Annotated in this window: 22 protein-coding genes, 1 tRNA gene and 1 pseudogene; 12 read left to right on the top strand and 12 right to left on the bottom strand. The window is 66.2% G+C overall.

Features of this window, described 5'->3' with window-relative positions:
* Positions 1-87: pseudogene (locus tag A5740_RS28250) on the top strand (porin); the annotation flags it as partial.
* A gap of 90 nt (positions 88-177) precedes the next feature.
* On the opposite strand, the gene mscL reads toward A5740_RS28250, so the two are convergent.
* The 6 genes from mscL to A5740_RS08240 form a co-directional block, all read right to left on the bottom strand.
* A complete protein-coding gene (mscL, locus tag A5740_RS08265) occupies positions 178-651 on the bottom strand; it encodes a large-conductance mechanosensitive channel protein MscL (RefSeq protein ID WP_076193043.1) in 474 nt (157 codons plus the stop codon).
* A gap of 95 nt (positions 652-746) precedes the next feature.
* On the bottom strand, positions 747-1,406 hold the full coding sequence (locus A5740_RS08260; RefSeq protein WP_076193042.1) for an SAF domain-containing protein: 660 nt from the start codon (positions 1,404-1,406) through the stop codon (positions 747-749).
* A gap of 104 nt (positions 1,407-1,510) precedes the next feature.
* Entirely contained in the window at positions 1,511-1,840 is a 330-nt protein-coding gene (locus A5740_RS08255; RefSeq protein ID WP_076193040.1) for an FmdB family zinc ribbon protein, read from the bottom strand.
* 95 nt (positions 1,841-1,935) lie between these two features.
* The gene (locus A5740_RS08250; protein WP_076193038.1) at positions 1,936-2,820 is read right to left on the bottom strand and encodes a universal stress protein; all 885 of its coding nucleotides are present in this window, start codon (positions 2,818-2,820) and stop codon (positions 1,936-1,938) included.
* Positions 2,817-4,649 (bottom strand): amino acid permease, encoded by a 1,833-nt coding sequence (locus A5740_RS08245; protein WP_076193036.1) that lies wholly within the window; start codon positions 4,647-4,649, stop codon positions 2,817-2,819. The genes A5740_RS08250 and A5740_RS08245 overlap by 4 nt, the downstream gene beginning before the upstream one ends.
* Before the next feature lie 61 nt (positions 4,650-4,710).
* Positions 4,711-5,310 carry a 5-formyltetrahydrofolate cyclo-ligase gene (locus A5740_RS08240; RefSeq protein ID WP_139335010.1) on the bottom strand — a complete coding sequence of 200 codons (600 nt, stop codon included), beginning with the start codon at positions 5,308-5,310 and terminating at the stop codon, positions 4,711-4,713.
* 27 nt (positions 5,311-5,337) lie between these two features.
* Here A5740_RS08240 and A5740_RS08235 point away from each other — a divergent pair, with 27 nt between their 5' ends.
* The 5 genes from A5740_RS08235 to A5740_RS08215 all read left to right on the top strand — a co-directional run bounded on the left by A5740_RS08235 (position 5,338) and on the right by A5740_RS08215 (position 9,813).
* Entirely contained in the window at positions 5,338-6,267 is a 930-nt protein-coding gene (locus tag A5740_RS08235; RefSeq protein WP_076193034.1) for a UTP--glucose-1-phosphate uridylyltransferase, read from the top strand.
* 59 nt (positions 6,268-6,326) lie between these two features.
* Complete coding sequence (gene glp / locus A5740_RS08230) at positions 6,327-7,565, top strand: gephyrin-like molybdotransferase Glp (RefSeq protein ID WP_076193033.1); 1,239 nt, start codon at positions 6,327-6,329, stop codon at positions 7,563-7,565.
* 46 nt (positions 7,566-7,611) lie between these two features.
* Complete coding sequence (locus A5740_RS08225) at positions 7,612-8,265, top strand: GNAT family N-acetyltransferase (protein ID WP_076193031.1); 654 nt, start codon at positions 7,612-7,614, stop codon at positions 8,263-8,265.
* A 224-nt stretch (positions 8,266-8,489) separates the two neighbouring features.
* Positions 8,490-9,683 carry a gephyrin-like molybdotransferase receptor GlpR gene (glpR, locus tag A5740_RS08220; RefSeq protein ID WP_076193029.1) on the top strand — a complete coding sequence of 398 codons (1,194 nt, stop codon included), beginning with the start codon at positions 8,490-8,492 and terminating at the stop codon, positions 9,681-9,683.
* A gap of 54 nt (positions 9,684-9,737) precedes the next feature.
* Positions 9,738-9,813, top strand: a tRNA-Ala gene (locus A5740_RS08215).
* An 85-nt stretch (positions 9,814-9,898) separates the two neighbouring features.
* Here A5740_RS08215 and A5740_RS08210 read toward each other — a convergent pair.
* The 3 genes from A5740_RS08210 to A5740_RS08195 all read right to left on the bottom strand — a co-directional run bounded on the left by A5740_RS08210 (position 9,899) and on the right by A5740_RS08195 (position 13,532).
* Entirely contained in the window at positions 9,899-10,429 is a 531-nt protein-coding gene (locus A5740_RS08210) for a hypothetical protein (protein WP_076193027.1), read from the bottom strand.
* 486 nt (positions 10,430-10,915) lie between these two features.
* On the bottom strand, positions 10,916-11,998 hold the full coding sequence (locus A5740_RS28245; RefSeq protein WP_217696687.1) for a transcriptional regulator: 1,083 nt from the start codon (positions 11,996-11,998) through the stop codon (positions 10,916-10,918).
* 97 nt (positions 11,999-12,095) lie between these two features.
* A complete protein-coding gene (locus A5740_RS08195) occupies positions 12,096-13,532 on the bottom strand; it encodes a cytochrome P450 (RefSeq protein WP_254849118.1) in 1,437 nt (478 codons plus the stop codon).
* Between the two features lie 53 nt (positions 13,533-13,585).
* Here A5740_RS08195 and A5740_RS08190 point away from each other — a divergent pair, with 53 nt between their 5' ends.
* Positions 13,586-14,275 carry a TetR/AcrR family transcriptional regulator gene (locus A5740_RS08190; protein ID WP_076193051.1) on the top strand — a complete coding sequence of 230 codons (690 nt, stop codon included), beginning with the start codon at positions 13,586-13,588 and terminating at the stop codon, positions 14,273-14,275.
* Here A5740_RS08190 and A5740_RS08185 read toward each other — a convergent pair.
* The gene (locus A5740_RS08185; protein ID WP_076193021.1) at positions 14,247-15,188 is read right to left on the bottom strand and encodes an SDR family oxidoreductase; all 942 of its coding nucleotides are present in this window, start codon (positions 15,186-15,188) and stop codon (positions 14,247-14,249) included. The genes A5740_RS08190 and A5740_RS08185 overlap by 29 nt on opposite strands.
* 87 nt (positions 15,189-15,275) lie before the next feature.
* Between A5740_RS08185 and A5740_RS08180 the strand changes: the two genes are divergently transcribed.
* The gene (locus tag A5740_RS08180; RefSeq protein ID WP_076193049.1) at positions 15,276-16,112 is read left to right on the top strand and encodes a helix-turn-helix transcriptional regulator; all 837 of its coding nucleotides are present in this window, start codon (positions 15,276-15,278) and stop codon (positions 16,110-16,112) included.
* Positions 16,113-16,116: 4 nt separating this feature from the next.
* Here the strand turns inward: A5740_RS08180 and A5740_RS08175 are convergent, their stop codons facing one another.
* The gene (locus A5740_RS08175; RefSeq protein WP_076193019.1) at positions 16,117-17,109 is read right to left on the bottom strand and encodes a hypothetical protein; all 993 of its coding nucleotides are present in this window, start codon (positions 17,107-17,109) and stop codon (positions 16,117-16,119) included.
* A 113-nt stretch (positions 17,110-17,222) separates the two neighbouring features.
* On the opposite strand from A5740_RS08175, the gene A5740_RS08170 reads away from it, so the two are divergent.
* A complete protein-coding gene (locus A5740_RS08170) occupies positions 17,223-17,894 on the top strand; it encodes a TetR/AcrR family transcriptional regulator C-terminal domain-containing protein (RefSeq protein WP_076193017.1) in 672 nt (223 codons plus the stop codon).
* Positions 17,895-17,943: 49 nt separating this feature from the next.
* Here the strand turns inward: A5740_RS08170 and A5740_RS08165 are convergent, their stop codons facing one another.
* Positions 17,944-18,747: an enoyl-CoA hydratase/isomerase family protein gene (locus A5740_RS08165; protein ID WP_076193015.1), complete on the bottom strand. Its 804-nt coding sequence runs from the start codon at positions 18,745-18,747 to the stop codon at positions 17,944-17,946.
* A 114-nt stretch (positions 18,748-18,861) separates the two neighbouring features.
* Here A5740_RS08165 and A5740_RS08160 point away from each other — a divergent pair, with 114 nt between their 5' ends.
* From A5740_RS08160 to A5740_RS08150, 3 genes are all read left to right on the top strand, one after another.
* Positions 18,862-19,473 carry an SDR family NAD(P)-dependent oxidoreductase gene (locus A5740_RS08160; RefSeq protein WP_076193013.1) on the top strand — a complete coding sequence of 204 codons (612 nt, stop codon included), beginning with the start codon at positions 18,862-18,864 and terminating at the stop codon, positions 19,471-19,473.
* Between the two features lie 207 nt (positions 19,474-19,680).
* Entirely contained in the window at positions 19,681-19,896 is a 216-nt protein-coding gene (locus A5740_RS08155) for a hypothetical protein (protein ID WP_254849117.1), read from the top strand.
* Complete coding sequence (locus A5740_RS08150; RefSeq protein WP_254849116.1) at positions 19,893-20,447, top strand: hypothetical protein; 555 nt, start codon at positions 19,893-19,895, stop codon at positions 20,445-20,447. Before A5740_RS08155 ends, A5740_RS08150 begins: the two co-directional genes overlap by 4 nt.
* Positions 20,448-20,472 lie beyond the last annotated feature (25 nt).

Raw genomic sequence — 20,472 nt, 5'->3', positions numbered from 1 at the left:
GGTGTGCTGCTGCGCCCGTTCGCCCGGTTGATCGCCTCGACCGGTGACAGTGTCACCACCTACGGCGAGCCCTGGAACATGAACTGAGCACATGAACTGAGCACATGAACTGAGCGGTTGACAAGAGTGGCCCCCGGAAAAATCCGGGGGCCACTTTCGTATCTGCCGGTGTGCGGGTCAGGTTCGGTCGGCGCTGGTGTGTTTGGCGGTGTCCGGGCTCGGGCCGGTGCCGGGCCCGCTGACATGTTCGTGTTTGCCGCTGGATCCATTGGCGTTCTCGGCGAGCAAATCCCGGATCTCGGTGAGGATGCTCAATTCCGTGTCCTGGGCCTGTTCCACCTCGCCCCGCTCGCGCAGTTTCTTGTACGGCAGGACGATGACGAAGTAGATCACGGCGGCGACGATCAGGAAGTTGATGAAGGCGGACAACACCGCATTGAGGTCGACAAACTGTTCGGGATCACCGCCCAGCGAGATCTTGAGGATGCCGTATTCGCGATCACCGCCGGCGCCGACCCGGTCGACGAGCGGCTGGATCACCTTCTCGGTGAACGCGGTGACCAATCCGGTGAAGGCGGCGCCGATGACCACAGCAACCGCAAGGTCGATGACGTTGCCACGGGAGAGAAACTCCTTGAAGCCTTTCAACATGCTTCGGACCCTTCCTGCAGTGGGGTGTGTTGGGTGCGACAAGCAAACAGTAACGGAGTTGTGAGTACGGCCGGGGTAGTTGCGGGACCGGCGAATCAGTGAATTGTCAAGGTGACGGCCTGCACCAGACTCGTGGCCGCAACCTCATTGGCCGAGCGCGCGGGCAGTGCCACCAACGCCACACGGTCACTGCCAACCCCGGCCGCGCGGGGCTTTTCGGACACGAGCACCACGACTGCACCCGAGGCCACCACGATGGGCCGGGCCGGTTGCGCGTCGTCCCGATCGGTGTCGACGGTCAGCACATCGACCACGTCGCCGGTACGGATCAGATCCAGCAGCGCGGTGTCGTCCAGGGGTAGCGGCACGATGCGGGCGTCGGGCCCGGCGGCCGATTCGGCCAGCCGCGACCCGAGTAGCCGAACATCGGTGAGTACCTCACCACGCCGGGCCGGTGCGGTCAGCGTCGCGCCGAGCACCGCCTCGACCTCGTGTTGCGCGCCGTCGGGCAGGGACGCGCTGCTGCGTCGCTCCAGTCGAACATCGGCACTGGTCAGGGCGGCGCCGGGGGTCAGGTCGTGAGTTGCGACGGCAACCTCGGAGTAGTCGCCGTGCGGATCGGAGCGCAGCGCCGCGATGGCCGCCAACACCACCAACCCGGCCGCCGCCACGCGGCGCGCGGCGACGGTGCGGGTCCAATCAGGCCGCGCAGCAGTCAGCCGACGCCAAGGCGGTGGGTTGAGAGACTCGGCCATGACGCCACGCTAGGCGCGACGGGGCCGAGGAGGGAACGGCGTCTTCGCCGTCTTGTGGATAACTCGGCCCTGTGGATATCTCGGCCGTGTGGATGACTTCGACGCTAGCTCGACGCGGCGGCCGGGGCCGGGCTCGAACTGCTCGAAGAAGACGAGGCGCTCGACGAAGTACTCGATGAGGACGACGAATCAGAGGAGGAGCTCGAGGAGCTGCTCTCGGAGCTCTTGGCCGAGCCGTTCGACGAGCTCTTACCCGACTCGCGGTTGTCGGTGCGGTAGAAGCCGCTGCCCTTGAACACCACTCCCACCGAGCCGAACAGCTTGCGCAGCTTGCCCGAGCACTTGGGGCAGGTGGTCAGCGCATCATCGCTGAAAGCCTGCACCGCATCGAACCGATTGCCGCACTCAGTGCAGGCGTAGGAATAGGTAGGCACGAAAACCCTCCGAGTTGGTCAAACTTGTTAGCACTCTACCGGCTCAAGTGCTAGAACCGCTAGGTGGGCTAGGTCATTCCCGCGGGGCGGCCCCGCTAGCCCGGATAGCGCGGCGCGATCATCACCGGGACCGGGGAATGACGCAGGATCTTGCCCGCGGCCGAGCCGAGGAACACCTGCCGGCTCGGAGCCGCCGCGCCGGAGCCCAGCACCAGCAGGTCCCCGGGCTGCCACGGCACGCTCTGCACTGCGGTGCCCCAGTCATGACCCGCGCCCACCACCACCTCGACATCGTCGATCGGCATGCGGTCGCGAATCGCGTTGAGCTGTCTGGTGATCTCGGCCCGGGTGCGCCGGGACCACTGCGCCACCACCAACTCCTCGGCCGAGGACTCGATGGATCCGTAGAACGCCGCGGTGTTGCGGACGGTGAACGACACGATGCGCAGGCCGGCCGACCAGTCGTCGGCCCATTTGGCAGTGGCCGGAATGAGCCCGTTGACGTCGGCCTCCCCGCCGTACGCGGCGGTGAGTCGCTCGATGCGCCCACTCGCCTCGGCGTACCCGCGCGGCGCGAACGCCACCGGCACCCGCGCGGTGTGCACCAGACGTTCGGTCACGCTGCCCAGCGTCACCCGGCCGAGCATCCCCGACGAGGAGGACCCCACCGTCACCACCGACACCCGATTGGCATCGGCCAGCTCGATCAAACCTGTTGGTATCGATGAGGACTCGTGCACCACCTGGCTGAGGGTGATGTCCGTGGGCAATTCGGTCACAGCCCGCTGCAGCGCCTGGGCGGCCTGCGTGCGGACGTAACCCAGATACTCCGTCTCGACCGGATCGTCCCGTGGCGGCCAGGCCCGCTCCACCACGGCCGCCGCGATCACCGGTTCCCCGGTGGTGCGGGCGATCCGGACGGCCAGATTCAGCGGTGCGCTGCTGTGCCGGCTGGCGCTGAACGCCGCCAAGATGGTCACGACGCATGCTCCTGGGTGTCGATCCGCGACACCACATGGGTAACCGGGATCTGATGCTCGGCGCGAGCGCGGTCGACGACGTCGAAACGCTGCCACACCGAATCCTCCGGGGGCAGTGTCGAAATCACGATCTGGTCCGGCTGGAATGCCGTGACACCTTGCGACAGGGCCCGCAGCGGACGGTAGTCACCCAACTCGCCGTCGGCCTGCAGGCCGTTGTTGCGCAACGTGCCCAAGGTCTGCTCGAGGCGTTGCTCGGCGGCGCGCCGGGTGGCCTCGGAGATGTCGAGAGGACCGTGGGTGGCGGCCACGCCCGTCTCGATCGGACTGGCGGGCACCACCACGTGATAGACGGTCTCGCGGTCGGCACCGATGCGGCGCAGCTCGTCGAGGAGCTCATTGGATTCCACAGTCTTGTTGGCCAGCACCAGAACTCGATGCGGGCGCGGTGAACCTTCGGTGCGGGGCACCTCGGCAGCTTCGGGCCTGCGCTTGACGAACCACCGATTGGCCAGGAACAGCACGATCACCACGGCCCACGACAACAGACTCAGCGTCAAGGCTTTCCGATTGTCGCCGCCCTGCACGAACATCTGCACCAGGATCGCGACGATGGCCACGGCAGTCAGGATCGACAACACCGGGAACAACCACATCTTGACCTTGAGGGTGTCCGGGGACGTCCGATAGCGCAGCAGGATCTGCGAGATCGCGATCAGCAGATAGACGAACAGGATCACCGCACCGCTGGAATTCAGCAGGAACGCGAAGATGGTGTTGGGTGAGAACGCGGCGGCGATCACGCAGACGAATCCGACCACCGACGAGGTGAGGATCGCGGTGGCCGGAACCCCACGCCGGGTCACCGCCACCAACTGTGGCGGCGCCTCGCGACGGGCCGCCAGTACGAACAACATTCGCGAGGCCGTGTACATCCCGGAGTTCAGGCAACTCAGCACGGCCGTGAGCACCACGGCGTTCATGATGTGGTCGGCGTAGGGGATGCCCAGTTCGGTGAACGCCGCGACGAACGGCGAGGCCGCGGTCTGCTCGCTGTTCCACGGCAGGATCGTCACCAACAGGAAGGCCGATCCGACGAAGAAGATCAGCACGCGGATGATCACCGAGTTGGCGGCCTTCGCGACCGCCCGTTCCGGATCGGCCGACTCGGCCGCGGCGATCGTGGCGATCTCCGCGCCGACCATCGAGAAGATCACCGTCACCACGCCGACCGTGATGGCCGTGGCGCCCAACGGAAAGAACCCGCCGTGTTGGGTGAGGTTGGAGAAGTCCATGTCCTTGTTCGGCCACAGTCCGAAGATGAACAGCCCGCCAAGGGCCAGGAACACCAGGATCGCCGCGACTTTCACCCCGGCGAACCAGTATTCGAACTCGCCGAACGAGGACACCGAGAACAGGTTGGTGGCCGTCATCGCCACCAGCAGCACCAGCGCGGTGAGCCACAGCGGCACGTCGATCCAGTACTGGATGATCTTGGCTCCGGCGATCGCCTCGAAGCCGACGACGATCACCCAGAAATACCAATACAGCCAGCCCACCGAGAACCCGGCCCAATTGCCCAGCGCGTTGCGGGCATAGTCGGCGAACGACCCGGTCGACGGATTGGCCACCGCCATCTCGGCCAGCATCCGCATCACCATGATGATCAGCAGGCCCGCCAACGCGTACGTGATGAAGGTGCCCGGACCGGTGTCGGCGATCACCACGCCCGATCCCACGAACAGGCCGGCGCCGATCACCCCGCCGATCGCGATCATCCGGAGCTGTCGCTGACTGAGTGCCTTCTTCAACGCCGGCGTCTCGCTCATGTCCGTCGCCTCTCTTGTCATATGAGGACAACCGCATACCCCGGGAGAGCCGAAGCTATGCTCAGCCGCCGAGCGCCGTCACGCCGCCGGCGGGCGTCAACGCATGCGTCATCCGCACGTCGTGCGGTTCGGCCGGCAACTCCTCGACCAATTCGTCGTCACGCACCACGGCGACCAACCGGGCCTGCGGTGCGGCGTAGATCAGGCTGCGGTCATAGAACCCCGCGCCCCGGCCCAACCGCGTACCGTGCCGATCCACCGCCAGGGCGGGCACCAGGATCGTCTCGGCGTCGGCGATCCGGCCGGCGGGCAACCACGGTGGTGGCGGTTCCCGCAGGCCGAACTCCGCCGCGACCAACGCGCCGGGCTGATACGGCCCCCACTGCATCGGCCGGGCGCGGCCGTCGTCGTCGTTGCGGGCCACCGGAAGAAGCACGCGCACACCGAGTTCCGTCAGGGTGTCCAACAGCGTCGGCGAACCCGGCTCGGAACCCACCGGAACGTAGGCGCACACCGTTTGCCCGGCGCCGGCCAGGGCCGGCAGCCAACGGCAAAGCGCCTGCGCCTCGCGGTCGCAGATCTCGGTGGGCACCGCCCGTCGGGCACGCAGAACCTCGGCTCGCAACTCGGTCTTGGTCGGCGGGGTCACAGCCACCACCATCCCAGAACGGACGTTAGTGTGTGAACGATGAGCACCTCCCACAAGGCGCCTGAAGTGCCGATTCCCTATACGGCCGTGGTCCCCGCGGCCGGTCTGGGCACGCGCTTTCTGCCCGCGACCAAGACGGTCCCCAAGGAACTGCTCCCGGTGGTCGACACGCCCGGCATCGAACTGGTGGCGGCCGAGGCGGCCGAGGCCGGCGCCGAGCGGCTGATCATCATCACCTCCGAGGGCAAAGACGGTGTGGTCGCGCACTTCGTCGAGGACCTGGTACTTGAGGGCACGCTCGAGGCCCGCGGCAAGAAGACCATGCTGGAAAAGGTGCGTCGCGCACCCGAGCTGATCAAGGTCGAGTCGGTGGTGCAGGCCGAGCCGCTGGGCCTCGGCCATGCGATCAGCTGCGTCGAGAGCGCGCTGTCACCCGACGAAGACGCGATCGCGGTGCTGTTGCCCGACGATCTGGTGCTGCCGACGGGCGTGTTGGAGACCATGTCGAAGGTGCGGGCCAAGCGCGGCGGCACGGTGTTGTGTGCCATCGAGGTGCCCGGCGACAAGATCAGTGCCTACGGCGTCTTCGACGTCGAGACCGTCCCCGACGCGGCGAACCCGAACGTGTTGCGGGTCAAGGGCATGGTCGAGAAACCCAAGGCAGAAGACGCGCCGTCGCCGTACGCAGCGGCCGGGCGCTACATCTTGGACCGGGCGATCTTCGACGCGCTGCGACGGGTGTCGCGTGGCGTGGGCGGCGAGATCCAGCTGACCGACGCCATCGCGCTGTTGATCGACGAGGGCCATCCCGTGCACGTCGTGGTGCATCGCGGAGCCCGACACGACCTGGGAAATCCCGGCGGCTACCTGAAGGCTGCGGTTGACTTTGCGTTGGAACGTGACGACTACGGCCCGGAGTTGCGGCAGTGGTTGGTCGAACGGTTGGGCCTGGCCGGACAGGAGGGCTAGCGACACGCTGGTCCGGTAGTCGCGCCTGAGGGCTCGCAGACGGGATAGAAAGGCGTGTTGTGCGTTCGGTCGAGGAACAGCAGGCTCGGGTGGCGGCCGCCGCGGTGGCGCCCCGGCCGGTGCGGGTGGCCATCGCCGAGTCACAAGGCCTGATGTGCGCCGAGGAGGTCGTCACCGAACGGCCCATGCCGGGGTTCGACCAGGCGGCGATCGACGGCTATGCGGTGCGCAGTGTCGACGTGCTGTCGGTCGGCGACGGCGCCGGAGAGATCAGCCTGCCGGTGATGGGCTCGATCGAGGCGGGTGCGCGCACCCCCAGCCGGTTGCAGCCCCGCCAGGCGGCCCGGGTGCAGACCGGCGCGCCGATGCCGACGCTGGCCGACGCGGTGCTGCCGTTGCGATGGACCGACGGCGGCGAGAGCCGGGTCCGGATCCTGCGCAGTGTGCGTTCGGGCGCCTACGTCCGGCGCACCGGAGACGACGTGCAACCCGGTGATGTTGCGGTGCGGGCCGGCACCATCATCGGTCCGGCCCAGGTGGGTCTGTTGGCCGCGGTCGGACGGGACCGGGTGCTGGTGCACCCGCGGCCGCGCTTGTCGGTGATGTGCGTGGGTGGCGAACTCGTCGACGTGTCCCGCACACCCGGCACCGGGCAGGTGTACGACGTGAACTCCTACGCGCTGGCCGCTGCCGGCCGCGACGCCGGTGCAGAGGTCAACCGGGTCGGCATCATCAGCACCGACCCGCGCGAGCTCCGGGAAACCGTTGAGGGGCAAGTCAACCGAAACGAGATCGTGGTGATCGCCGGTGCCGTGGGCGGGGCCGCCGCCGAATCGGTGCGCAGTGTGCTCGCCGAACTCGGTGAGATGGAGGTGTCGCGCATCGCGATGCATCCGGGGTCGGTGCAGGGCTTCGGCCAGCTGGGCCGTGATCGCGTTCCCGTCTTCCTGCTGCCCGCCAACCCGGTCAGCGCGCTCGTGGTGTTCGAGGTGATGGTGCGGCCGCTGATCCGGCTGTCGTTGGGCAAGCGCGCGCCGATGCGTCGGGTGGTCCAGGCGCGCACTCTGTCGCCGATCAGCTCGGTGACCGGTCGCACCGGATATCTGCGTGGGCAGCTGATGCGCGACCAGGACACCGGTGAGTACCTGGTGCAGGCGCTCGGCGGGGCGCCCGGGGCGTCCACCCATCTGCTGGCGACACTGGCCGAGGCCAACTGTCTGGTGGTCATTCCCAGCGAGGTCGACGAGGTTCGCACCGGCGAAACCGTGGATGTGGCGTTCCTGGCCCAGCGCGGCTGATAAGACTTCATTCGATGAATGACGGTGTGACGAATCGACGGTGTGGATGAGCCTGTTCCGATCCGACGGATTTCACCCGGGTTGGCCCGGTCCGATCGGGCCGCTGCGGGTACCGGCCGGGGTGGTGCGGCTGCGTCCGGTGCGGCTGCGCGATGCCGCGGTGTGGAGCCGGACCCGGCTTGCCGACCAGAAGCACCTCGAACCGTGGGAGCCGGTCAGTGGCGTGGATTGGCAAGTGCGCCATGCCGTTTCGTCCTGGCCGGCGATCTGCTCGGGGCTACGCAGCGAGGCCCGACGCGGCCGGATGCTGCCATACGTGATCGAGCTCGACGGTCAGTTCGCCGGGCAGCTCACCATCGGGAACGTCACCCACGGGGCGTTGCGCTCGGCGTGGATCGGCTACTGGGTGGCCAGCGAAAAGACCGGGGGAGGAGTGGCCACCGGGGCCCTGGCGTTGGGGTTGGACCACTGCTTCACCGCGGTGCAGCTGCACCGGGTGGAGGCCACGGTACGGCCGGAGAACGCCGCGAGCCGGGCGGTGCTGGCGCGGGTGGGCTTTCGCGAAGAAGGTCTGTTGCGGCGCTATCTCGAGGTCGACGGCGCCTGGCGGGACCACCTTCTGGTGGCGATCACGTTGGAGGAGCTGACGCATTCGGCGGCGCAGGGGCTGGTGTCGGCGGGGCGCGCGAGTTGGTGTTGACGTCACCGTTTGCCGCGAGACAGCCCGCTGGGTCGTGAAGATGTCGGTTTGAGTGCCCTGACGTCATCCTCGCGAGCAATCGGGGCGGCGATCCTGTTACCGATGTGACACATGTGACTGTTGGTGCTTGTATCGATCGAATTACAGGTGTGTAATTGTGTCGGCGCGCCGTCCATGGATGCGCTGGTCACAGACCTAGCCTGAAGGGGAAAGGAGCAGGCTTCATGCCAAGCATCCCCCAGTCACTGCTGTGGATTTCCCTCGTCGTTCTCTGGCTCTTCGTGCTAGTTCCGATGTTGATCAGCAAGCGCGACTCCGTGCGGCGTACCAGTGACGTCGCCCTGGCGACTCGAGTGCTCAACAGCGGCCGCAACGCGCAACGGTTGCGGCGCGGTCCGGCCGCCGGGCACCACAGCGATCCGCACTGGCAGCCCAGCGCCGACCACCTCGACGACGAACTCGATGAAGATCTCGAGACGGACCTCGAGACGGACGAGGCGCCGGCCGAGGTCCGGGTGCATGCCACCGTGCAGCGCACCGTCGTGGTGGCCGCGGTCAGCGTCGAGACAGCCGAACCCGACTACCTCGACGTCGACGTCGTCGACGAGGACTCCGGGGCGCTGCCGGTTGGCGCGATGACGGCCGAAGCCGAAGTCGAACCCGAAGCTGAAGTCGAGCCGGAGCCCGAACCCGCGCCCGCCGAGCCGGAGCCAGAACCCGAGCTTGAGCTGGAGTACGAGAGCGACCCCGAACCGGAACCCGAACCCGAACCCGTCGAGAGTGTCGAGGCGGCCGAGGCGGAGGCTGAAACCGAGCGAATCCCAGTGGATTTCGAGGAGGCCGACGACGCTGGGGACGCCGAGGATCTCGACGATCTTTCCGACGACGAGTACGAATACGTCGCCGACTCGTCGGGACTGGAGCCCGAGGCCGAAGAAGAGCCGGCTGACGACGACCGCGCCGCGGCGCCCGTCTCGTCGCTGAGCGCGACCCGGCAGCGGCGGTTCGAATCCAAGACCGCCGCGGAGGTCAGTGCCCGCAAGTTCCGGTTCCGCAAGCGTGTGCTGGCGGTGCTGGCTGCCACGTTGCTGTTCTCGGGGGCCGCAGCCCTCCTGCTGACCCCGTCGGCCTGGTGGGTCTGTGGCACGGCCGGCGCGCTGACCGTGCTGTATCTGGCTTACCTGCGGCGGCAGACGCGGATCGAGGAGCAGCTGCGGCGTCGTCGTGCGCAACGGATGGCGCGGTCTCGGCTGGGGGTGGAGAACACCGACGACCACAAGCTGGACGTGGTGCCTGCGCGGTTACGTCGGCCCGGCGCCGTCGTGCTCGACATCGACGACGAGGACCCGATCTTCGAGCACCTGGCCTACACGTCGATGGCGCACGATTACGATCTGCCGCGAGCCTCCGGCCAGTAAGCGGCCGGTTTCCGGTTGCGGGCCGACGGCTGGTAGCCTTTGCAACCGGTATCAGGGGCTATAGCGCAGTTGGTAGCGCGTCTCGTTCGCATCGAGAAGGTCAGGGGTTCGATTCCCCTTAGCTCCACCAGTAAAACCGCTGGCAACAGCGGTTTTTTTCGTTTGCTAGCTGAAGCGGTTTGGTCGCCGGGTACGCAGCGATGCTGGGAAGCGACTCATTCTGCAAGCGGCAAAAGTCCGTACTCATGCAGCCAGCTGTCCCAGGCTGCGACGGCTTCGGTCGCCAGCTCCAGCACGTCGCGCTCGTCCTCGCCTACTCTGATCGTCCAGTGGGTGGCGGCGAAGTGAAACGGCAGGCTCCTCGGGAACTTGGCACCCTGAACTTGCTTGGTTGGCTCAGCAGGCCCACTCGGGGTGTAACTCCCGTGATTCAACTTCAGGTGTTTCGATGCGTTAGCGATGTCGGCACATGCAGCAATGGCCGCTACCGATTGCGGAATTTCAGAGAGGTTCTTCTTCGGGAGGACCTGTCTTGCCGCGCTGCGCACATCTGCACCGACTTGTTCGCACTCGGTGATCCAGTCCTTCAAATGGAAGACGTCACAACAGAAGTGGTACAAGGCGTCACGCGCGTTGTCTGGCTGGTGAAGTTCGGCCTCGGCGTTGTATTGGTCAGCTACGCGACAAAGCCGCGTGTAGGACCGTTGCATGCATTTGTATTGGTCCACCCACGACTCATTGAGCATGACCGGAGGGTAGCGCCGAGCGTGGGCGTCCCGTGCAGTTGGCTAGTCAGCGACGCGCACTTCGACCGCATCCAGATTGTCAGCCCTCAGAACCATTGGTGTAGCGGTCGCGTCGGCCCAGCCATGCGCAAGCACGTGCAGTCTGTCTGAAGGATCGTCGGGAAGCGGTTCGTAGTCGGAGTCCTTCACCTCGAGCACGTCGACCCTGACTGTCCCAGCAGGAGTTTCGATCAGAGCTCCTGCGGGTCCCGCCCGCTTCGCTCCGCTGCTGAGCAACAAATCAAGTTGCGACGGGTCGTCACCCCGCCGACGGTCCACCGTGTCGACGTCTGTTGTGGCCCGGTACGGACTGCTGAGTCGGCATACGACTGCCAGCCGCCTATCAGGACGACGGCCCGCCCGGTGCGCTCGATCGCGATCGGGATGGCATGCACGAGCGCGCTCATCGAGGATCCAGCCAAGTCGACGCCAGGGGGAGGCGACTTGCTACCAGACACGGATCCACCTCGCAGGTGGAGTCCAATCAGACAGAATCTCTAGGCCGCGGCCGGGATCTTGAGCCAGATCTAATGCAACAAACAGGGGATGTGCGAGGGGCCATGCCGATTGTGAGTAGTCGGTCACCCGCTGTATCGAAACGACGCGCACCGGCGCGGCTCTGAGCGTCGCGGATCGAGTGGATGACGTCGTTGCCGGACCCAGGGTTTGGACGGCCCGTCGTAGAGTGGCGTCGTCAGGTACGTAGAGGACCGGAGGGTAGTCGCGGCGTAGTGCGATCGGCGCACCGTAAATCATTGCCGCGGGGGTGTCGGTCAACGCCCACCCCGGCCCATTTCCGTTGTCTTGACCGACCTTCAGGGTGTTGAGCAACACCCTGTCGTCGCCTGGGAGAGACGCAACGTCCAGTGATGCAGGTTGCCAGGCCGGTACGAGACTCCAAAACAAATCGGGTAGAACGGCGGTCAAGCCGTCGATCAAATGAGCTTCTCGGAGGCGGCCGACGACGTCGGAAACTGTGCTCGGCGATCGGCCGACTCGCTTTGCTATTGATCGGACCCTCACAGGCTCTCGTGGATTGAGAAGTATGTCGGTCGCGACCTCCAGCCCACTTCTGCCGGAGAATGGATCGGCGGTTCGATGCGCGTGCGGTTGAGTTGGCTCGATATCGGCATCAATGAACAGTCCGGGGCCAGCTACGTGCATGTGGCCGCGAAGATCGAGCCATCCCCAATCTGCATTGCGCAAATAGCTCCGTGCATCTGCTGTGATTCTGTTGGCGACAAGGACCTTGGTGATCGGTTGGCCGTCCGCCGCTTCCGGAGTTCGGCGGTTCCATCGGTCAAGTTTTTCCTGTAGTCCGTCGACGGATGCGAGGGATGCGTATTTGACCTCGATGGCTATGGTCCCGCCGCCCGGGACGTCGACCCAGATGTCGACGTACGTGTCAGGATCGGTCGGCTTGATCGCTGTCAACCCAATGCTGGTCAGGGCGTCGAGGAGCGCCTGTTCAGGTTCGATCCTGTTCTGGATCACATACACCACAGTGGCAGGTGTTCGGTGTTCGGTCAAGACCGAACACCGAACGTTTCGTCAGATTTCTTGCCGCAACATGGACGTTCGGTGTTCGTCAGCGGCCGAATTCAAGAACCTAGACGACTCCGATCGCTCATTTGACACTCTGCCTCCGCGCCCTCAGGGTGATCGGCAGATCGTCGGCCGGCGTCGGCCCGGTACCCCAGGTCAGCTGCGGCCGGTAGTCGTCGGGCACGCTCCACTCGAACCGCCTGAGCAGCTGATGCATCGTCGTCTTGACTGTCATGTCGGCGAACTGCTGCCCGATGCACTTGTGTGCCCCACCGCCGAAGGGCGCGAACACGTAGCGGCTCACGGCGGCACGCGATGCGGCGTTGTTCACGAACCGTTCCGGGTTGAACGTGTCGGGTTCGGGCCACCAGTCGGAAAGTCGCATGGAGGCATAGACATTGATGGCCACCTGGGTTTTGCGTGGGACGAAGTGGCCGAGAATCTCGGTGTCGCGGACGGTTTGGCGGAACAGCGCGCCCGCCGGGGCGTACATCCGAAGGGTCTCTTTGAACGCGGCGTCGAGCAGCGGGTAGGCATCCAGATCGAGGACGGTGGGACTGTCGTTCGGCAGGCTGATCGCCTCGTCGCGAAGCGCGTCCTGCCACTGCCGGTTTCGGCCCAGCTCATAGGTCAGCATCGACAGCGCGATCGCGGTGGTGTCGTGTGCGGCCATCAGCAGGAAGATCATGTGGTTGACGATGTCGGCCGGCGTGAACCGGGCGCCGTCCTCGTCCTCGCTGCGACACAACATCGAGAACAGATCGCTGCCCGCGCCACGCTGACGGTCGGGAACCTGCTCGGCGAAGTAGCGCTCGAGCCGCTCACGGGCTCGCAGACCCCGGGCCCACACCCCGCCGGGGACGTCGGCGCGGATGAGGGCCTGCCCGCCCCGGACCGTGTCGTGGAAATCCGCCGACAGCTGGTCGGACTCGGGCCCGAGATGCGTGCCGACGAACACCTCGGCGGCTTGCTCCAGCAGCAGGTGCTTGATCGACGGATAGAACGGAAAGCCTTGCGTCGAAGGCCAATTGCTCAACGTGCGATCGATACTGGGCCGCATCAGATCCAGATAGCCGTCCAGGGCGCTGCGGGTGAACGCCTGCTGCATGATGCGCCGGTGGTCGCGGTGTTCGTCGAAGTCCAGCAACATCATTCCGCGGTGGAAGAACGGTCCGATCACCGGTGCCCAGCCGCGCGTGCTGGAGAACACCTTGTCCCGGTTGACCCAGGCCGTCTCGAGGGCGTCAGGACCCATCAGGCCGACGACACGGAAGCCGACGCCGCCGGCCCATGACACCGGCCCGTAGCGCTCGTAGCGGTCGCGGGCGAAGGACAGTGGATCGGCCAGCGAGCTCAACACGTGGCCGAGGAACGGGAAACCGTAATTGCCCATCACCGGCTTGAGGTTCGAGCCCGGTGGGGGCGTGGCCAGTGGATGCTCGCCGCTGGGGAATCTGGAGGTGACGGCGGCGCCCAAGGTTTGGAGGCGGTGCGCGTGCGCAGGCGAACAAAGTTCCATGGCGTCCTCCCGGGTAACCATCTGGTACAAAACCGTGCCAGAATGTGACCGTGGTGTCAACGACCGAACGTGCCTACGGGGGGCAGTCCGCCCAGGATCGTCGCCGGCACCGCCGCGAGCGTCTGCTCGACGCGGCGATGGACGTGATGGCACGCAACGAGTGGCGCGGCGCCACGGTCGAAAAGCTCTGCACTGCAGCCAATCTCAATAAGCGGTACTTCTACGAGAGCTTCACCGACCTCGATGCCTTGGCGACCGCCGTCGTCGACGACATCGCCGAAGCCGTGCGCAGTGCCACGGTGGCCGCCGCGGATGCCGCTGCGGCCGAACCGCTGGAGGTGCAGGCACTCGCGAGTGTGAGCGCCGCGGTGCGGACGCTCGTCGACGACCCACGTCGGGCTCGGGTCCTGCTCGGTGGCGTCGCGGCCTCACCCGAGTTGGACACCCACCGCGCCGGCGTCATGCACCGGCTCACGTCCGTGCTCGTCGACCATGGAAGGAGCGTGCACGGTGTCGAGCTGGAAAAGGACCCTCTGGCCAAGGTGGCCCCGGCCTTCATCATCGGCGGAACGGCCGATGCCATCCTCGAATTCGTCAACGGTGGCGTTCGATTGTCCCTCGACGAGTTCATCGTGCAGCTGGCCACGCTGTGGCTGATCACCGGCAACGGCGCCGCCGAGGTGGCGCGCGCTCGCCTTACGTCCTCTGCGCGTCCTACGACGACGCGAACGTCGCACCGGTGAGTTCCTCGGAGACCTTCCAAAGACGGTTTGCGTTTGCGTTGTCCCGCAGCGGTTTCCACAGTTTCTGCACACCGGGTGGACCGCCGACGTGGCCCGGCCACTGCGGTCCGTAGAACGCGCCGCCCGTTGCCTCAGCCGATACCGCTGCCATCAGCGCCGGGAGTTTCGCGCTGGCCACGGTGCCCACGATCAGGCCACGCGCCGAGAGCCAGCGGATCAGCCGCACGCCGACGGTGTCCTCGGCGCGGCCCACCTCCGGCCGGGCGGCGAGCAGACTCGTCGGGGCCACCCCGGGATGGGAGATGTTGCTGGTGATGCCCCAGCCCGCGGCGGCGCTACGCCGGTTGAGCTCCAGCCCGAACAAGCCGACCGCGATCTTGGACTGTCGGTAGGCGGCCATGCCGTCATAGGAGCGCTCCCGATCGAGGTCGGCCCAGTTGATCGCGCCGCTGCGGGCGGCGACGCTGGTCTGCGAGGTCACCCGGGCGCGGCCGGCCGTCAGGAGCGGTAGTAGATGGGCGGTGAGCGCGAAGTGCCCCAGATGGTTCGTGCCGAACTGCAACTCGAATCCGTCGGCGGTGGTCTGCCGATCCGGTGGCGTCATCACCCCGGCGTTGTTGATCAGCAGGTGGATCGGCGCGCCGTCGGCGCACAGTTTCTCGCCGAGCGCGGCCACCGACCTCAACGACGACAGGTCGAGTTCCTCGAGGGAGAGCTTGGCCCGCGGATGCTGGGTGCGGATCTTCGCGACGGCCGCCGCACCCTTGCTCGGGTTTCGGACCGGCATGACCACCTCGGCGCCTGCGCCGGCCAACCGCGTTGCGATCCCGAGACCGATGCCGTCGCTCGCCCCGGTCACCACAGCCCGTTTTCCGGCCAGGTCCTCGATCGTGATGTCGTCATCGTGTGGCATGTGCTCGAGCCTGCCCAGCCGGCGCCGACGTATCCACGGTCTGACGATCCGTGGCTGAGCGACCGGGCCCGGGAGAAGATGGCACGCATGATCGATCGAGCCGGGCTGGCGGAGTTCCTTGTCCGCCGACGCGCGGCGTTGCAGCCGGAGGACGTCGGGCTGCCACGCGGGCAACGCCGCCGAACCAGTGGACTGCGCCGCGAGGAAGTCGCCGCGCTGTGCCACATGTCGACGGACTATTACTCACGGTTGGAGCAGGAGCGCGGCCCGCAGCCGTCGGAGCAGATGATCGCCTCGATCGCGCAAGGGCTACATCTGTCTCGTGACGAGCGTGATCATCTTTTCCGGCTCGCCGGGCATCAACCGCCGACGCGTGGCGCGGGCACCGATCACATCGGCCCCGGCATGCTGCGAATCTTGGATCGGCTCACCGACACCCCGGCCGAGATCGTCACCGAGTTGGGGGAAACGTTGCGGCAGACCCCGCTCGGCGTGGCACTCGTCGGCGACCTGTGCCGCTACACCGGCCCCGCGCGCAGCATCGGGTATCGGTGGTTCACCGACCCGGCCGCGCGCGACATCTACCCGCGCGAAGACCACGGGTTCTATTCGCGGATGTTCGTCTCCGGGCTTCGAGGAGTGCTCGCCTTGCGCGGTCCGGAGTCCACGGCCGCTCGATACGCCGAATTGCTCACCGCCGAAAGCGAGGAGTTCCGGGCACTGTGGGACCGGCACGAGATCGGCATCCGGCCGCGAGAGATCAAGCGCTATCAACATCCTGAGGTTGGGCGTCTTGAGCTCAATTGCCAAGTACTGCTCGATCCCGAGCAGTCACACTCGCTCTTGGTCTACACCGCGGTGCCGGGAAGCGAGAGCTACGAGAAACTGCAGTTGCTTTCGGTGATCGGGGCGGCATCGAGGTGAGTGGTCACTCCCGCGGGGTCGCGCGAACCTTGATGATCTCCATGGTGGACCAGCTCTGAGTCGGCCGCGGTCCGTTCTCCTCATGCATGGTCCCGTGCATCCAGGCAATACCCAGTGACACGGCTGCTGCGGCGGCGTTGTGGGTAGCAGTGAAGTTGAAGGTACGGCCACCGAACGAAAGGCTTGCCGTAGTGGGCTGCTTGCGATCGCCACGGCGTTCCCAATGCACCTTGGATCTGACCGCGTCGTTGACGGCGATGACGGGAGCCTCGCCTTCGCGCTGGAATGTGGCGGTGGCGTAATTGCCGGCGCCGAGCATGGCGTTGCCGGTCTCCCAACGCCCGTCATCGAGGATCGAGCCCCAGACGAACCAATAGTGTTCCAGTTCGGCGATTTTCGACACCTGTGCACTCAGGCCGGGAAGGCAGTACATCCGGTCCAATCCACCGTAGCCACCGGTGATCGGCGAGCCCTCGATGCTGCCCGACACCGTGCACCCGGAGCTCGTGTAGCCGACGTCGTCCGGCAGTCCTGGGACGTAGATGGCTGTCACGTTCATCGGCAGCGGGGTCAACGTGACGTCGATGCTGTCATCGTGCTCCTTCCACCGGTATCTGTCGGGGCCGAGGGTGATGGATATGGGATGCCGTTTGGCCATCGCCCCATTGGCGGGGAAAACGCTCTGCCTGCCCTCGGATTCGAACCACAGGATGGGGCCCCAGTACAGGTCGTTCTCGCCGGGGAACCGCAGATTGGTCGGGTGCTGCCACAGATCGGTCGAGCATTCGTGCAGGTTGAAGTCGAACGCAGCACTGGCTGACAGGCACCGCACCATTTCGTAGCGCTTGCCGTTCTCGGTATCCACCATCGCCCAGAGGAACAGCAGGTCATTGTGCAAGCCGGGGAACTGGCGATCCCGCGTCGAATGGTCCTGAACTGAGGCGTCGGTCAGCGATACGTACGGGACGATGTTGACCTTCGAGATGTCGATGCTCATGCGCGCCTTTCGGTGGGCCGGCAGCCATATAATCCCGATCGGGACAAAAGACAGTAAAGCGCGGGCGGGGCGGCATGGCAAGGGCTCGGTCGACTGCGAACTACGGTGGTGCCGTGGACAGCGAGCCGGGTTCCGGGAGCAGCGGTGGGCGCCCCCGTCGCGGCCGTCCCGCCCGGATCGGCCGGGCGCAGATCGTTGCGGCTGCCCGCGCCATCCCGGCGGGCGAACTCACTATGAAAGCTGTCGCCGACGCCTTGGGAGTCGATCGCAAGGCGCTGCATCGTCATGTGGGAGACCGCGGCGGCCTGCTGGACCTCGTCGTCGCCGATCACTTCGAATCCGAGCTCAGGCGCATCGAGTTGCCTGCGGACGCGGAATGGCCGGACGCGTTGCGTACGTACGGGAAAGCGCTGCGCGACGGCGTCGAGAAGATGGGCGGCATCAAAGAACATTTCCGGCTCAGCGGGGGTGCCGAGTCCCTGATGTTGCCGTGGGCGGAGCGAGTGTTACAGGCGCTGGTGCGCGGCGGTTTCGCCGTGCCCGAGGCGGGCAGCATCCTCAACCTTGTTGCAAAGGTGTCGATCTCGGCTGCGTATGAAGCCGAGTCGCACGTGCATCCGCACCTGCCGGAAGTCGCCCGGGTTCTGGGTAACCGAACGGATACCGACTTCCCGGTGCTCACCGAGATCGTGGCCTTGCGGGCCGCGGCGTCTCCCGCCGTGGATGATTTTCAGTTCGATCTGGACGTCATCATTGCCGGGTTGGAACGACGGCTGAGCGAGTAGAAGCCGATTCGTGTTTCGTCGGCGGTGTTCGACGAGCCCGATCTCGATGTCAGCTGCCCTGTGCCGACGGGAAACGCGGCGGACGCTTCTCCCGCAGGGCGGTGTAGCCCTCCACCACGTCCGGGCCCAGGAAGGTCAACATCTCGTAGGCCGCGGACTGGTCGAAGATCGGACCCGCATTGCGCAGCCAGTTGTTGAGCGCACGCTTGGTCAGCCGGATCGCCTGCTGCGCCCCGGTGGCCAGGTTGTCGGCGATCCGCAGGGCCTCGTCCACGACCTCCTCGCGCGGAAGGGCCTTGGCCACCATGCCGATCCGCTCGGCCTCGATGCCGTCGATCATCTCGCCGGTCATCAGGTAGTACTTGGCCTTGGCGGTTCCGGCCAGCAGCGGCCAGATGATCGCGGCGTGATCGCCGGCGGCGACGCCGAGCTTGACGTGCCCGTCGCCGATGCGGGCGTCCTCGGCGATGATCGCGACGTCGGCGAGCAGGGCGGCCACCGCGCCGGCCCCGACGGCGACGCCGTTGATCGCGGACACGATCGGCTTGTCGCAGTTGATCATGTTGTAGACCAGGTCGCTCATCTCGTCGAGCATGTGTGACACCCGGTCGTAGTCGCCGGCCATCCGCTCGACCATTGCCAGGTCGCCGCCGGCGCTGAAGGCCTTGCCGGCACCGGTGATCACCGCGACCCGGGTCTGCGGATCGGCGGCCACGTCCTTCCAGATAGTGGCCAGCTCGGTGTGCATGCCCTCGTCGGCGGCGTTGTACTTCTCCGGCCGGTTCAGCGTGATCAGCAGGACACCGTTGTCGCGGCGGGTCAGCGTCAGCTGTCGGTAGTCAGAGAAAGCCATGGGGTGTCCCTCCTGTCGAGGTGCATCCGACTGCACGCACCGAGTGGTTTGATTTCTGGGTTCGACGGCCAATAGTGGCGATAGCGTCCACATCACCTCAGACCGGGAGGTCGGATGGTGCGATTCGACAACAAAGTCGCCGTGGTCACGGGTGCCGCGTCGGGTATCGGTCGGGCGGCCAGCACACTTCGTGACGATGTCGTCGCCACGCACGGGCTGCCGCACGTGATCGTCAACGCCGCGGGTTTCGATCGGGTCGAGCCGTTCATGTCCGACGACGACGCGCTCTGGCAGGCGTTGGTCGCGGTGAACTTCCTCGGGCCCGTTCGGCTCACCCATGCGTTCCTGAAATCGATCCTCGCCGGGAACGGCACGGCAAAGATCGTCAACATTGCCAGCGATGCCGGACGGGTGGGGAGTCTCGGTGAGACGGTGTACGCCGGGACGAAGGGAGGCGTCATCGCTTTCACGAAGTCGCCGGCGCGGGAGATGGCCCGCCACAGCATCAACGTCAATTGTGTTTGCCCTGGACCGACCGACACCCCGCTGTTCGCGTCGCTGCCGGACAAGGTTCGTGGCGGCCTGATCAGGGCGATCCCGTTTCGTCGTGTGGTCAAACCCGAAGAAGTCGCAGCCGCGGTGCTGTTCTTCGCATCCGACGATGCCAGCTTCGTCACTGGCCAAGTACTCAGTGTCAGTGGGGGCTTGACGATGGCCGGTTGGTGACCACCGGGTGACGGCCAGGAGACATACCCGGTCGTTGTTGATGCCAGTCCGCAATGGCATACTTGCTCAGCCCCTCGGCCGACTTCAGAAATAATGGAGCCAAATCGGTTAGCCTCGGGGTACAGATTGGCCAGTTGGGGGATTGCTATGGCAAACGATCTGAGAGTGGACCCGGGGGCGCTTCGTGCGGGGGCCACTAGCAGCGAAATGATTGCTGTCGAATTGGGGGCGGCGTCGGTGGATTCCGGCGTCGGGGGATACCCGAGTTCCAGCGGTGTCGCGGCGATGGATTCCGCGGTGATGAACGTGCGCGCCATGCAATCGGGACGCGTCAGCGCACAGGCCGGGGACTTGTCTGCCGCCGCCGGTCGATACGACGCGATCGACGAACAGTCCGCCGGAGGCGTGGCGGAGTTGATGTGAGCTACCTTGCTGCCGCCGAACCGATGTGTGACGTGTTGACCCGTTCCCAGCTGGAGGGTTGGGACACAACCTATCTCGCGGAGGCAGCCTCTCGTTGGCGGCAATCTGCCGCCGAGTCCGAGGAACTGTTCGAATGGCATCGGCAGAACATCTGCGCGCCCGGGGGCTCGGAATGGACCGGCCCGGCCAGCGAGGCCGCGGGCGAGCGGGTCGCCACCGATGCCGCCGTGGTGCGCAAGCAGGGCGACATTCAACGCGAAGCCGCCGACATCGCCGAGGACGGCAGCCGGGATATCCGATTGGCCGTGGCGCAGGTGCTCGACGCGATCGCCGCGGCCGAGGCGGACGGGTTTCATGTGGCCGACGACCTGAGGGTGCGCGACACCCGGCGCATCGACGTCACCACCATGGCCACCCGATACACGGCCGCGCGGGAACACGCCGAGGACATCCGGTGGTACTCCGAGCGGCTCATGCAGGCCGACATCTATCTGGGTCAGCGGCTCGAGGGCAAGGCCCTCGAGCTCGCCGACGTCGCGTTTCGGGTCTGAGGTGCGGCCGGTGTGATCCGGCAGC

The sequence above is a fragment of the Mycobacterium sp. GA-1841 genome (assembly GCF_001954135.1).
Taxonomy (GTDB): domain Bacteria; phylum Actinomycetota; class Actinomycetes; order Mycobacteriales; family Mycobacteriaceae; genus Mycobacterium.
Note: the sequence above shows the minus strand (reverse complement) of the source record. Positions and strands in the feature narration are given on the sequence as shown.